The organism is Novosphingobium gossypii (assembly GCF_050433305.1).
Taxonomy (GTDB): Bacteria; Pseudomonadota; Alphaproteobacteria; order Sphingomonadales; family Sphingomonadaceae; genus Novosphingobium; species Novosphingobium gossypii.
In genome coordinates this window covers 42,674-55,388 of record NZ_JBNPXM010000003.1, presented here as the reverse complement: position 1 = coordinate 55,388, position 12,715 = coordinate 42,674, and the positions used below count along the sequence as shown (strand labels likewise).

Sequence of the window (12,715 nt, the reverse complement as noted above, 5' to 3'; positions counted from 1 at the left end):
CCATGCAAGCATCTCGCGGCTTATGCCGACCGTAGGAACCTATTCTGCCTGTTTCGTGACAGGGTCGGCAACGGGCGGGCATGAAGCCGTCGCCGCCTCCTGCCGCATCAGGGCGACCCGCGCCTTGCCCGCGCGATGGGTCGGGGCCCGCAGCAGACGAAGCCAGTCGGTGGCGTCCCGGTGTATCCAGAACTGCACGGCGCGTTCCGGATCGTACCTTGCGCATTTCACCAGGCGGATGCCCACCCGGTCGGCTGCGTCCTCCATGTTCCGGCGGGCGCGCAGGCTGGGGGCCTTGTCGTCGCGGTTGATCACATGGCCCACTTCATGCGCCACGATCAGGGCAAGTTCGTCGTCGTTGCGGGCGAATTCGATGAGCTTGGTGGAGATCGCCACGTTGTCCCCATCGCTGAACGCGTCGATGCCAAGGCCGGTCTTGATGACGATCTTGGAGGCGCAGATCGGCTCGGGGTCGATGCTGACCCGGACCGTATGACCTTCGCGCTTCAGGCCGAGGACAACGGGACGGCCTGCCGGGCTGTCGGCGATCCGCTGCTCCATTTCTTCGGAAAACAGCGACGGGTCGGATGACCGTGCAAGAAGGGTCTCGACCGGCACGCCGTCGATCTCCACCAGGTCATCGCCGGTCTTCACACCCGCGCGTTCCGCCGGGCTGCCGGCTGCGACTGCGGCGACCTGCGGCACATGCGAAAGGTGCAGCATCGCCGCGATAGCCGCCTGCTGCGGTTCTTCATACGCCTGGATGAAGTCGAGCGCGATTCCTGTGCCCATCTTGCGCGCCGGGCACATCGGCGCGGAAGTCTCGGCGATTCGGTAACTGACGTCGGTGAGCCTGCGCATGTCGTTGCGCAATGTGACGGGCCATGGGTCCTCGTCCGCTGCCGAAGCCGTACCGAATCCGGCAGTGACGCAGCTTAAAGCAAGTACCGAACCCATGAGGGCCAGTACGTAATTTTTTTTGCGTTCCATTGTGCGTTGCGATATAGCACCGGCGCAAGATCAGTCCATGGCGCTGGTTGTCTCAGGAGGTTGTATGAAGCTGAAGAATGCAGTGCTGTCGCTGACGGCTGCTACCCTGCTCGTCTCGCCGATCGCGGCGCAGGCCGGCACCACCGCTTCGGCGTCGACCGGTTCGATCGCCACCCTTTCGGGCATTGGCCAGCGCAAGTCGACTTCGGTCAAGGTCAAGAACAAGGCTGGCGGCGAAGTCATCATCCCGGCCCTGCTGGGCGCCGCTGCCGCTACTGCCGGTATCGTTGCAGCTGCCAGCGACGACGACAAGTCGAGCGGTTCTTAAGCCAGCTTGAATTTTTACGAAGATCCTGCCGCGGGTTTGCCGGCGGCAGGATTTTTGCTGTCTGAACGGGACGGGAGGTCCAGCTGGCCGAGCGAACGAGAGTAGCCGTGCGTAGTCGAGCATCGGCAGGGGGTTCGCAAGTACGCGTACTGTCAGGTCTAGCGCTGTTGCTGATCGCCATCGTCTTTGGTGGAGGCGGATCGGGCGCGGGCTTTTTCAACCTTGCCGTGCAGGCCGCTTCGCTTGCGGTTCTTGCGATCAACTTCGATCTGGTCGCCCGCTTTGCCGGTCGTGCGCCTCGTCCTGCGGTGGCGTTGATCGTACTGTCGGCCCTGTTTCCCCTTCTTCAGTGCATTCCGCTGCCGCCTGCCGTGTGGCAGGCACTGCCCGGTCGGGCGCTGGTCCATGATTCGCTACAACTGGTGGGCGAGCAGGACAGCTGGCGCGCTTTCTCGGTCGTGTCACAGCGCACGCTGGTAGCCTTCTTTTCCCTCGTGCCGCCTTTTGCGCTGATCGTTCTGACCTGGGATTTGCCCGGCGAAGAGCGGCGCAAGTTCCTGGCCGCGATCGTGGGGGGCGCGATCTTCGTCACGCTGCTGGGCGCGCAGCAACTAGCGCTCGACAATCGCCATCTGATGCTCTTCTCCGAAACCGTGGGATCACGCGACCTGCAGGGGACGTTCGCCAATCGTAACTCGGCGGGGCTGTTCCTCGACGCGGCCCTGTGTGCGCTGGTCGCGCTGCTTCCGTTCGGACGGCGCAAGCCTATGCACATGTGGGCCGCAGCGGGCATCGCCGCACTGCTCCTCGTCGGGCTCGTCCTGACGCGGTCGCGATCCAGCATGGCGCTTGTCATCGTGCCGATGCTGTTCCTGGCATTGCGCATGTGGAAGTCGGGCTTGTTCGCCCGGCTGCGCGGGCGCTTCGCCATTCTGGCTCTGGTCGGGGTGGCGGTCGTGGCTGCAGCCGCGATCGGCCTCGTCGCCGACAATCGCCGCGTTCAGGTGAGCCTGGGGCGGTTCGACGAACTGCAGGACGCACGGCCGCTGATCTGGTCCGATGCGGTGGGATCGGTCAGCCGCTTCTGGCCGCTGGGCAGCGGTATCGGCACGTTCGACGAAGTGTTCCAGATCGACGAATCGCTGGAGAACCTCGGCCCCGGTCGAGCGGCGCGCGCGCACAACGACTATCTGGAGGTCGCGCTGGAATCCGGCGTTCCCGGCCTTGCGCTGGTCGCGGCATGGGCAGTTCTGCTGGGGCTTCTCGCATGGCGCGCCGTGCGTCGGGGCGGCGATGTCGTGGTCGCGGTGCCGGTGCTGGGCCTGTTCGCAATTCAGTCGATTTTGGACTACCCGCTGCGAAACCAGACGCTACTATGCGTCGCCGGTCTGATGATCGCGCTCATGCTCGGTTCGCACGTGCGGCAGGGTGATCGAAGGGGGCCGCGTGAAGCGGATTTGCGGAATTGACGAATCTGTTGGGCCGATGTCGCGAACATCAGGCCTAATTGCGGGTGTATCTGAAACCTGACGTTCATTGACCGTACCGATGGCATCGCTATGCGGTTTGCCGGATCCGTTGATGTGCAAGAAAGTGGCGGTAAGAAATTTGAAAGACGCAATTCTTGAGCGGGACATGCCGGGGGCATATCCGGAAGACGCAACGCCCGGCGTGAATTTCGCGCTGTATTTCAAGGCGTTGCTGGGCATCGTTCGTCGTAACGCCGTGCTTATCGCGGCAGTCGTGGCGGGCACCATGGTGGCCGGCACGGTCATCACCCTGCTGATGACGCCGACGTACAAGGCCGTGGCGCAGATCCTGATCGAGGATCAGGCCGACGAGATCATCGAAGGCAGCGACCTCCAGAAGGCGACCGGCGCCTGGGATACGGATCGCTTCCTGCAGACGCAGCTCGGCATCGTGCGCAGCCGGTCGCTGGCCCGCAACATCGTGCAGGGCGGCCGCTTCGACCGCAGCGCGGAATTCTTCGATGCGATGGGCGCCAAGCTGCCCGAAGCCGAGGACATTTCGGCGGGTCGCAATCTGGCGACGGTGCGCGAGGAAGCCGCGATCGATCTGCTGGCTGAACGCCTCTCGGTGGACATGCCGGTGGACAGCCGCATCGCCACAATCACGATCCTCAGCCGCAGCCCCGCGCTGTCCGCGAAGCTGGCGAACATGTATGCCCAGCGCTTCATCGAGTACAACCTGAACAGGAAGTACCAGAGCTCGGCCTACGCCCGCCGGTTCCTGGCCGACCAGCTCGAGGAAGCGCGCAGCAAGCTGACCCAGTCCGAACGCGACCTCAACCAGTATGCACGCGCCGCCGGTCTGATCCGCGTCACGTCGAAAAGCGACGGCAGCGCGCAGGAAGCGGCGCTTTCGGTCACCAACAACACGCTGGTCCAGTTGAACGACGAAGCGTCCAAGGCCACCGCCATGCGCATCGCCGCGCAGGACGCCTGGACCACGATGTCCGGACAGCCGCCGCTGACCGTGGCACAGGTCAACTCCAACCAGGCGATCATGCAGCTGGTGGGTGACAAGGCCAAGCTGGAAGCCGATCTGGCGGACGAACTTTCGCGCCACCAGGAAGGGTTCTCGACCGTCAAGGCCAAGCGTGCCGAAATCGCCGAACTCGACCGCCGCATCACCAGCTTCGGCAACGCGATCAAGAAGTCGGCCTACAACGAATATCAGGCCGCGACCGAACGCGAGAAGAGCCTTACCGAACGGGTGAACACCCTGCGCAGCGAAGCTCTGGAAGAGCAGGACCGTGGCGTTCAATATTCGGTCCTGAAGCGCGTGGCCGATACCAACCGCGCGCTCTACGAGACGCTGCTGTCGCGCTACAACCAGCTGAACGCAACGGCTGGCGCGGCATCGAACAACGTCACGCTGGTCGATCGCGCCGAAGTGCCGCGCGTACCGGCCTCGCCGCGCCTGTTCCTCAACCTCGTTCTGTCGTTCCTTGTCGGCCTGGTGGCTGCAGGTCTGGTGGTCTTCATCCGCGAAATCTTCGACGATGCCATCCGCTCGCCGGACGATGTCGAGCAGAAGCTGGGAATGCCGCTGCTCGGCCTCATCCCCGTGCTGAAGGACGGCAACATCGGCGAACAGCTGGCCGATCGCCGGTCCAGCGTCAGCGAGGCGTATCGTTCGCTGGTCACCAACCTTCGGTACTCGACCGCGAACGGCCTGCCCAACGTGCTGGCCGTCACCAGCTCGCGCGAGTCCGAGGGCAAGTCGACGACGGCCCGCACCATCGCGCGCAACGTGGCGCTGCTGGGCAAGTCGGTTCTGCTGGTCGATACCGATCTTCGTCGACCGACCCTGCATCACGTTATCGGCGCCGGTGGGCAATCGGGCCTGACGGACGTCCTTACCGGCCAGCGCTCGTTCGACGAAGTGCTGCACCCGTCGGACGTGCCGACCCTGTCGTACATCTCCGCGCTGCCCATGCCGCCCGATCCGGCGCTCATCCTTGCCGGCGAAGGTCTGGTCGGTTTCATCGAGGAAGCCCGGCGCCGGTTCGACACGGTGGTTCTGGACTGTCCGCCGCTGCTGGGCCTCTCGGACGCTGCACTGCTGGCTAACCATGCGGACGGCGTTCTGTTCGTGATCGATGCGTCCAGCTTCCATCGCGGTGCGGTGAAGTCGGCGCTACGCCGTCTGGCGCTCATCAAGGCCAACATGCTGGGCGTCGTACTGAACCGCTTCAATCCCAAGGCTGGCGGCGACGACTATCAGTATTACGCCTATAACTACTACTCTTACGGCTCGAAGGAGGACTGAGGCTGGTCATGCGGTCCGCGGCTGGAACACGATTGGCGCGATGGACGTGGGGCCTGTGCTGTGCAGCGGGCCTCGTCGGGGCAATCGGGGTTCAGATGGACCGCGAATCGCGCCGCAATCCTTCGGTCGCGGCAAGCGTTCTCGCGCCCTTCCGCGCCTATGCGCTCGAAGTTCTCGCGAAGGGGGCCTATACACGCGGCGATGCGGATCGCGGCCTTGCGCTTTCACGGCAGCTGGTATCGCGAAGGCCCGTTCCGGCCGAAAGCCTGTCGCTGCTTACCAATGGCCTGCTTGCATCAGGGCAGGCCGACGCGGCGCTTCCTGCGCTGCTTCAGGCGGCGCAGCGCGGCTGGCGCGATCGCTATACCCAGCATCTGATGGTCCTCGCAGCAGGGCAGAACGGCGACTGGGATGTGGTCGGCCAGCGCCTCGTCGCGTTGTGGGGGCAGGGCGACCGCGGCGCCGAGGTGCGCGACCTGTCTGCAGAGGTGTTGAGCGAGCCGCAGGCCGTGATGGGCTTCATCAATGCCGCGCGCGATGGTCGTGTGGTGTGGGCGAATGACTTCCTCGGCTGGGCTGCCGGTGCATTGCCCTCACAGACCGTCGATCGGGTGAGCCATGCGCTGGCCACCCGCCATCCGCCGATCGATTGCGCTGCCATGGCTGGGCGGTCCGCCTCGCTGGTACAGGCAGGCAAGGGACAGATCGCCGCAGTGCTGTGGCAGCGTTTCTGCGGTTCGGCTGTAGCCGCCAACGATTTCGGCTTCGACGTCGTCGGCGACGCTGCAGGCCCGTTCGGCTGGCGTCTTGGCGAACAGGCCGGCCTGACGGCGGAGGTCGTTTCCGACGCGGGGCGGCAGGTGCTGCAATATGAAAATACCGATCCCCTGCGCGTCACCGTCGTCACGCGATTGGCAGTTCTTTCTCCCGGTTCCTATTCGGTGAAAGCCGAGGGAGCAGGGAAGGATCACCTTCGGCTGAAGGTCACCTGCATGAGCGGCGCGGGCGTGCATCGGGTGGTGTCCGACCAGACACTGGACCGCGCTGAGCCGGTTCTCCTGCCGTCCACCGACTGCCCCGTGCAGAGCCTGGCGATCACCGCCCCGCAGGGCGCCGGGCAGATCGCAGGTCTTGCGATCTCCTCCAGCCGCCCCTGATCTGCCCGCAGGCACGTGTTTGAATCCGGGCGACGGGGCTCGGCCTTACGCCGAGACTATCGCACATCCGGCCACAAGTCGGACCCTTAGTCCAGGTTCGGGCGGAGCCAGCGTTCGGCACTGGCGAGGTCCACTTCGCGGCGTTCGGCGTAGTCTTCCAGCTGGTCGCGACCGATGCGGGCGACGCCGAAATACTCGCTTTCCGGGTGCGCGAAGTAGAAGCCCGAGACCGCTGCCGTCGGCAGCATCGCCTGACTTTCGGTGAGCACGATCCCGGCGTTTGCCTGCGCCTTCAGCAGGTCGAACAGGATGGGCTTCAGCGAATGGTCCGGGCACGCGGGATAGCCGGGGGCGGGGCGGATACCGCGATATTCCTCGCGGATGAGGGCCTCGTTGGTGAACTGTTCGTCCGGCGCATAGCCCCACAGGGTGGTGCGCACATGGCTGTGCAGGCGCTCTGCGAAGGATTCGGCGAAACGGTCGGCCAGCGCCTTGAGCAGGATGTCCGAATAGTCGTCGTGCGCGGCCTTGAAGCGTTCCAGGTGCGGTTCGATGCCGTGGATGCCCACCGCGAAGCCGCCCAGCCAGTCGCCTGCCGGGTCGACGAAATCCGAAAGGCAGAAATTTGCACGCCCGCGCGACTTCTTGAACTGCTGGCGCAGGAACGGCAGGCGCACGAAGTCCGGGCCGTCATGCACGCCAAGCGCGATGGCGTCATAGACCACCTGCGGGTCGATCGTGCCGGTGCCGACCACCACGTCGTCACCATGGCCGGCGGCGGGCCAGAAGGCACAGACGCCGCGCGCGGTCAGCCACTTTTCGTCGATGATCCGCGCCAGCATCGCCTGCGCGTCGGCGAAGAGACTGGTGGCGCTTTCGCCCACGACCTCGTCGGTGAGGATTGCCGGGTAGTTGCCCGCCAGTTCCCACGCGCGGAAGAACGGGGTCCAGTCGAACGTCTCGACCAGATCCTTCAGATCCCAGTCTTCGAACACATGCAGGCCGGGCTGCGCGGGGGCGGCGGGCTTCTGCGCGAAGTCGGTGGGGAAGGCGTTGGCGCGCGCTTCGGCCAGCGGCAGCAGGTCGCTCTGGCCCTTGTTGGCGCGCGCTTCGCGGACCTTTTCGTAGTCGATCGCGACCGAGGACTTGAACCCTTCGGCCTGCGTATCGGACAAAAGCTGCGACGCAACGCCCACCGCGCGGCTGGCGTCCAGCACATGGACCACGGTGCCGGTATAGGCCGGGTCGATGCGCAGCGCGGTATGGACCTTGGACGTCGTGGCGCCGCCGATCAGCAGCGGGATGTTCATCTCGGCGCGCTGCATTTCCTCGGCCACGGTCACCATCTCGTCGAGCGAGGGGGTGATGAGGCCGGACAGGCCGATGATGTCGGCCTGGTTCTCGTTCGCGGACTCGAGGATCTTCGACCATGGCACCATCACGCCAAGATCGATCACCTCGTAGCCGTTGCACTGGAGCACGACGCCGACGATGTTCTTGCCGATGTCGTGGACGTCGCCCTTGACGGTGGCCATGACGATGCGGCCCTTCGCCTTGGTCTTGGCGTCCTTTTCCGCTTCGATGAAGGGGATGAGGTGGGCGACGGCCTTCTTCATCACGCGGGCGGACTTCACCACCTGCGGCAGGAACATCTTGCCCGATCCGAACAGGTCGCCCACCACGTTCATGCCCCCCATCAGCGGGCCTTCGATTACCTCGATCGGGCGCCCGCCGGCGGCGGCGATGGCGGCGCGCGCTTCCTCGGTGTCTTCCACGACATAGGCGTCGATGCCGCGCACCAGCGCGTGCTCGATCCGCTTGACGACATCCCAGCCGCGCCATTCCTCGGCGGCCTTTTCGGCAACGGTGTCCTTGCCCTTGTAGCTTTCGGCCAGTTCGATCAGGCGTTCGGTGGAGGTCTTGCCGTCTTCGCCAACGCCCGGGCGGCGCATCATGATGACGTCCTCGCACGCTTCGCGCAGGGCCGGGTCGATCTGGTCGTAGACGTCCAGCTGGCCCGCGTTGACGATGGCCATGTCCAGCCCGGCGGGAATCGCATGGTACAGGAACACCGAGTGCATCGCCCGGCGCACCGTTTCGTTGCCGCGGAAGCTGAACGAGAGGTTGGACAGCCCGCCCGAAAAGTGGACGTGCGGACAGGCTTTCTTGATCTCCACCACGGCCTCGATGAAGTCGAGACCGTAGCGGTCATGCTCCTCGATGCCGGTGGCGACGGCGAAGACGTTGGGATCGAAGATGATGTCTTCCGGCGGGAAGCCGATGCCGGTCAGCAGCTTGTAGGCGCGGGTGCAGATCTCGATCTTGCGTTCGCGGGTATCGGCCTGTCCGGTTTCGTCAAAGGCCATGACCACCACGGCGGCGCCATAGTCCATGCACTTGCGCGCCTGTTCCAGGAACTGGTCGACGCCTTCCTTCATCGAGATGGAATTGACGATCGGCTTGCCCGACACGCACTTCAGGCCCGCCTCGATGACCTCCCACTTGGAACTGTCCACCATCACCGGCACGCGCGCGATGTCCGGCTCGGCGGCGATCAGCTTGAGGTAGGTGGTCATCGCCTCCACCGCGTCGAGCAGGCCCTCGTCCATGTTGACGTCGATGACCTGCGCGCCGTTCTCCACCTGCTGGCGGGCGACTTCGACGGCGGCGGGGTAGTCCCCTGCCATGACCAGCTTCTTGAACCTGGCCGAGCCGGTGACGTTGGTGCGCTCGCCGATGTTGACGAAGCGGGAGCCGGAAGGAGAGGCGGTCATGGGTGTGGTTCTCGTCGGTTCAGGAATTGCGTGTGGGTGACGGCACGATGGCGCTAGAGCGCGCGTGCCAGCACGAAATCGTCGTAAGTCTTGCCGCCGACGTCGAAGCGGCGGGTGCCGATCGTCTCGAAGCCGTTCTTGGCGTAGAACGACAGGGCGCGATGGTTGTCGTACTTGACGCCCAGCAGCAGGCGGCCAGAGCCTTGGGCAGCGCTTTTGGCGGCCGCCGTAACGGCCTGCATCAGCGCCGCCGAGATCGTCGATCCCTGAAAGCGGGACAGCAGGTAGATGCGCTTCAGCTCAAGATCGCCAGCCTGCGCATGCTCGATCTCCGGATCGCACAGCAGGGCATAGCCCACCGGTGCGCCGCCCGGCTCGATCTCGGCAAGCCAGGCCTGCGCACCTTTCGCCAGATAGGCGCGGTACGCCTCGGCGGAGTGCTGCTTCGCGCAGTGCGCAACAAGGCCCGCACCGTCGATCACCCCGGCGAAGCTTTCGAGGAACGTCGCCGCACCCACCAGAGCGAGCGCCTCGGCATCGTCAGGCCCGGCAGGACGCAGGCGCCAGATCGGCAGCGAATCCATTACGACACCATCGTGAAAGGTTCGAGGCCCGCCAGCCGCGTCACCGGTTCCAGCGTCGGCAGCGCGCGCGGCGTCATGCCCGAAACCTTGTCGGCGATGGCCTTGATGTGCGCCGGGGTAGAGCCGCAGCAGCCGCCCAGCACGTTGACCTGCCCCGCGACCGCCCATTCGCCCACGAAGCCCGCGGTCGTTTCGGGCATCTCGTCATAGGCGCCCAGTTCGTTGGGCAGCCCGGCGTTGGGGTAGATCATGATCGCGGTGTCGGCAATCTCGGCCAGCGTCTTGACGTGCGGACGCAGCTGGGTGGCCCCGAACGAGCAGTTGAGACCGATGGTGAGGGGGCGGGCATGGCGCACCGCGTGCCAGAACGCCTCGACCGTGTGGCCCGACAGGTTGCGGCCCGAAAGGTCGGTCAGCGTCATCGACAGCATGATCGGCACTTCACGGCCGAGGTCCTGTTCCAGATGGCGCACGGCCATGACGCCGGCCTTGGCGTTCAGCGTGTCGAACACCGTCTCGATCAGGATGAAGTCCGCGCCGCCTTCGACAAGGGCCGCGGCCTGTTCCTTGTAGACATCGACCAGCGTGTCCCAGTCGATTTCGCGATAGCCGGGATCGTTGACGTCGGGGCTGAGCGACAGCGTCTTGTTCGTCGGTCCGATCGCGCCCGCCACGAAACGCGGGCGACCGTCTTTCGCCTGAAACTCGTCCGCCAGACGGCGGGCCATCTTCGCCGATTCGACGTTGATCTCGCGCACCAGATGCTCGGCCCCGTAATCGGCCTGGCTGATGCGGTTGGCGGAGAAGGTGTTCGTCTCCGCGATGTCGGCCCCGGCCTCGAAATAGGCGCGGTGAATGGATTCGGGCACTTCGGGCTTGGTCAGGGCAAGAATGTCGTTGTTGCCCTTCTGCTCGTGCGAAAGGCCCAGCGTGCCCGCATAGTCGGCTTCCGACAGCTTCCAGTTCTGGATCTCTGTGCCGAACGCGCCGTCGGTGATGAGGATGCGCCTGGCTGCCTCGGCGAGGAAGGTTTCACGGACGCTCATGCTGCAACCAGTTCCTTAGGACGCAGGCCGAGCAGCTGGCAGATCGCATAGGCCTGCTCGGCGCGATTGAGGGTGTAGAAGTGGAAATCACGCACGCCGCCTTCGTACAGGCGCTTGCACAAGTCCGCTGCGGCGACGGCGGCGACCAGCGCGCGCGGGCCGGGGCGTTCGTCCAGACCGTCGAACATGGTTTCCAGCCAGCCCGGGATCTCGGTGTTGCCGCTCATCCGCCGGATCGCGGCAAAGCTGGTGACCGGCATGATGCCCGGCAGGATCGGCGCGGTGATGCCCGCCCCCAGCGCCTTGTCCAGAAACCGGAAATAGGCATCGGTGGAGAAGAAGAATTGCGTGATGGCGCGCGTCGCCCCGGCGTCGATCTTGCGCTTCAGATTGTCGAGGTCGATCTGGGCGCTCACCGCTTCGGGGTGCACTTCGGGATAGGCGGCCACGGAAACCTCGAAGTCGTGGCGCTTCTTCAGCCCCTCGACCAGTTCGGCGGCGCTGGCATAGCCATCAGGGTGGGGAACGAAGCGGCCGCCATCCGCAGGCGGCGGATCGCCGCGCAGCGCAACGATATGGCGCACTCCCGCGTCCCAGTACTGGTCGACCACTTCGTCGATCTCGGCCTTGCTGGCGGCAACGCAAGTGAGATGCGCGGCGGGCACCAGCGCGGTTTCCTTCACGATGCGCGATACGGTGGCATGCGTCCGCTCCCGCGTGGAGCCGCCCGCGCCATACGTCACCGAGACGAAGGCAGGGTCGAGCGGGGCAAGCTGGGTGATAGCCTCCCACAGCTGCGTTTCCATCTTCTCCGACTTGGGCGGGAAGAATTCGAAGGAGACGGAAATGTCGCCCGGCAGCCCTGCGAACAGGGGCGTTTCCACGGCACGTTGGGAAGCGGTCATCAAACAGTCTCTCGATATTCAGGGCGCGCGGTTACACCATCGCGCCGCGCAGTCCAGATTTTTACGGTAAGCGGATCGCCCGGCAGCGCCACGGGCTCTGCCGGGGTGAGGCCTGCGGACGCAAGGTGCGCCATCATCTGCTCGTCCGAGAACCCCAGGCGGGCATGGGCATGGCGTTCGCGCAGTTCTTCGCGTTCATGCGCGGCAAGATCGACGACGGCGATGCGCCCGCCGGGACGCAGCACGCGCGCGGCCTCGCCCAGCACCACGGCGGGATCCTGCGCGAAGTGCAGCACCTGATGGAACAGCACGGTGTCGAACGCGTCGGGCGCGAAGGGCAGGGCGGTGAAGTCTCCCTGCACCAGATCCAGCTTGTCGGCGGGCAGGCCCTGCAACCGGGCGCGGGCGATGCGCAGCATCTCGGGGCTCTTGTCCAGTGCCGTGACCCGGCCCGCGCGTTCCGAAAGCAGTTGCGCCATGCGGCCGGTCCCGGTGCCCACGTCCAGCAATCCGCCGATCGCTTCGCCCTCCAGCGCGCCGAGCAGCGCGGCCTCCACCGGCTCGTCCGCGCCATGCAGGCGGCGCAGCGTGTCCCATTCGGCAGCGTGACGGGCGAAGTAGGCCTCCGCGCTCGCCTCGCGCCCGGCGCGGATCGCGGCCAGATGCCGTCGATCCTCGGCGCAGCGGGCGGCGAACTGGCTGTCGTCTCGCTCGCCAATGGCGAGAAGATTCGCCGCTGCGGTGCCCAGCGAGGATTTGCCCTGTTCGGAAACGGCGATTCTCAGAAAAACCCAGCTGCCTTCCTTGCGCCTTTCGGCCAGACCCGCGTCGCACAGAATCTTTATATGGCGAGAGACCCTGGGCTGGCTCTGATCGAGCACCTGGGCGAGTTCGCCGACAGCCAGTTCCATATGCGCCAAAAGACGCATGATGCGCAGGCGCGTCGGCTCCGAAAGAGCGCGCAGGAGAGGGTCGATCCGCATGCCGGATCATATAAAGATATCTTTATATGTGCGCAAGCCCTAGGAATTCTGCGGATTTCAGCCCCATGCATTCTTATTTGCGTTGCACCATTGTCTCGTCTAAAGAGTGCCACTGCAGGCTTGCCTGCAAGCGTTGGCCTATGCGCCAAACAA

10 protein-coding genes are annotated in these 12,715 nt (G+C 65.2%); 4 read left to right on the top strand and 6 right to left on the bottom strand.

The annotated features are described in order from the left end of the window. Positions 1-39 precede the first annotated feature (39 nt). Positions 40-861, bottom strand: coding sequence for a M48 family metalloprotease (locus GGR40_RS07830; protein ID WP_429275667.1), 822 nt, complete (start codon positions 859-861; stop codon positions 40-42). Between the two features lie 193 nt (positions 862-1,054). Here GGR40_RS07830 and GGR40_RS07825 point away from each other — a divergent pair, with 193 nt between their 5' ends. The 4 genes from GGR40_RS07825 to GGR40_RS07810 all read left to right on the top strand — a co-directional run bounded on the left by GGR40_RS07825 (position 1,055) and on the right by GGR40_RS07810 (position 6,270). Next, positions 1,055-1,318 (top strand): hypothetical protein, encoded by a 264-nt coding sequence (locus tag GGR40_RS07825; RefSeq protein WP_429275666.1) that lies wholly within the window; start codon positions 1,055-1,057, stop codon positions 1,316-1,318. A gap of 107 nt (positions 1,319-1,425) precedes the next feature. Beyond that, positions 1,426-2,787 (top strand): O-antigen ligase family protein, encoded by a 1,362-nt coding sequence (locus tag GGR40_RS07820; protein WP_429275665.1) that lies wholly within the window; start codon positions 1,426-1,428, stop codon positions 2,785-2,787. Positions 2,788-2,953: 166 nt separating this feature from the next. Continuing rightward, positions 2,954-5,113 (top strand): GumC family protein, encoded by a 2,160-nt coding sequence (locus GGR40_RS07815; protein WP_429275664.1) that lies wholly within the window; start codon positions 2,954-2,956, stop codon positions 5,111-5,113. A gap of 95 nt (positions 5,114-5,208) precedes the next feature. Further along, positions 5,209-6,270 (top strand): hypothetical protein, encoded by a 1,062-nt coding sequence (locus GGR40_RS07810; protein ID WP_429275663.1) that lies wholly within the window; start codon positions 5,209-5,211, stop codon positions 6,268-6,270. Between the two features lie 86 nt (positions 6,271-6,356). Here GGR40_RS07810 and metH read toward each other — a convergent pair whose 3' ends face one another. From metH to GGR40_RS07785, 5 genes are read right to left on the bottom strand one after another with little or no spacing between them, the layout of a single operon-like run. Further along, positions 6,357-9,044 (bottom strand): methionine synthase, encoded by a 2,688-nt coding sequence (gene metH / locus GGR40_RS07805; protein ID WP_429275662.1) that lies wholly within the window; start codon positions 9,042-9,044, stop codon positions 6,357-6,359. A gap of 53 nt (positions 9,045-9,097) precedes the next feature. Continuing rightward, a complete protein-coding gene (locus GGR40_RS07800) occupies positions 9,098-9,628 on the bottom strand; it encodes a GNAT family N-acetyltransferase (RefSeq protein ID WP_429275661.1) in 531 nt (176 codons plus the stop codon). Further along, on the bottom strand, positions 9,628-10,674 hold the full coding sequence (locus tag GGR40_RS07795) for a homocysteine S-methyltransferase family protein (RefSeq protein WP_429275660.1): 1,047 nt from the start codon (positions 10,672-10,674) through the stop codon (positions 9,628-9,630). Before GGR40_RS07795 ends, GGR40_RS07800 begins: the two co-directional genes overlap by 1 nt. Next, positions 10,671-11,579 (bottom strand): methylenetetrahydrofolate reductase [NAD(P)H], encoded by a 909-nt coding sequence (metF, locus tag GGR40_RS07790; protein WP_429275659.1) that lies wholly within the window; start codon positions 11,577-11,579, stop codon positions 10,671-10,673. The genes GGR40_RS07795 and metF overlap by 4 nt, the downstream gene beginning before the upstream one ends. Further along, on the bottom strand, positions 11,579-12,562 hold the full coding sequence (locus GGR40_RS07785; RefSeq protein ID WP_429275658.1) for an ArsR/SmtB family transcription factor: 984 nt from the start codon (positions 12,560-12,562) through the stop codon (positions 11,579-11,581). Before GGR40_RS07785 ends, metF begins: the two co-directional genes overlap by 1 nt. Between the last annotated feature and the right edge of the window lie 153 nt (positions 12,563-12,715).

Excerpts from the sequence above, each read along its gene's own strand:
- GGR40_RS07785 (WP_429275658.1), bottom strand. The coding sequence starts at position 12,562 with ATGCGGATCGACCCTCTCCTGCGCGCTCTTTCGGAGCCGACGCGCCTG.
- metF (WP_429275659.1), bottom strand. The coding sequence starts at position 11,579 with ATGACCGCTTCCCAACGTGCCGTGGAAACGCCCCTGTTCGCAGGGCTG.
- GGR40_RS07815 (WP_429275664.1), top strand. The coding sequence starts at position 2,954 with ATGCCGGGGGCATATCCGGAAGACGCAACGCCCGGCGTGAATTTCGCG.
- GGR40_RS07830 (WP_429275667.1), bottom strand. The coding sequence starts at position 861 with ATGCGCAGGCTCACCGACGTCAGTTACCGAATCGCCGAGACTTCCGCG.
- GGR40_RS07810 (WP_429275663.1), top strand. The coding sequence starts at position 5,209 with ATGGACCGCGAATCGCGCCGCAATCCTTCGGTCGCGGCAAGCGTTCTC.
- GGR40_RS07825 (WP_429275666.1), top strand. The coding sequence starts at position 1,055 with ATGAAGCTGAAGAATGCAGTGCTGTCGCTGACGGCTGCTACCCTGCTC.
- GGR40_RS07795 (WP_429275660.1), bottom strand. The coding sequence starts at position 10,674 with ATGAGCGTCCGTGAAACCTTCCTCGCCGAGGCAGCCAGGCGCATCCTC.
- metH (WP_429275662.1), bottom strand. The coding sequence starts at position 9,044 with ATGACCGCCTCTCCTTCCGGCTCCCGCTTCGTCAACATCGGCGAGCGC.
- GGR40_RS07800 (WP_429275661.1), bottom strand. The coding sequence starts at position 9,628 with ATGGATTCGCTGCCGATCTGGCGCCTGCGTCCTGCCGGGCCTGACGAT.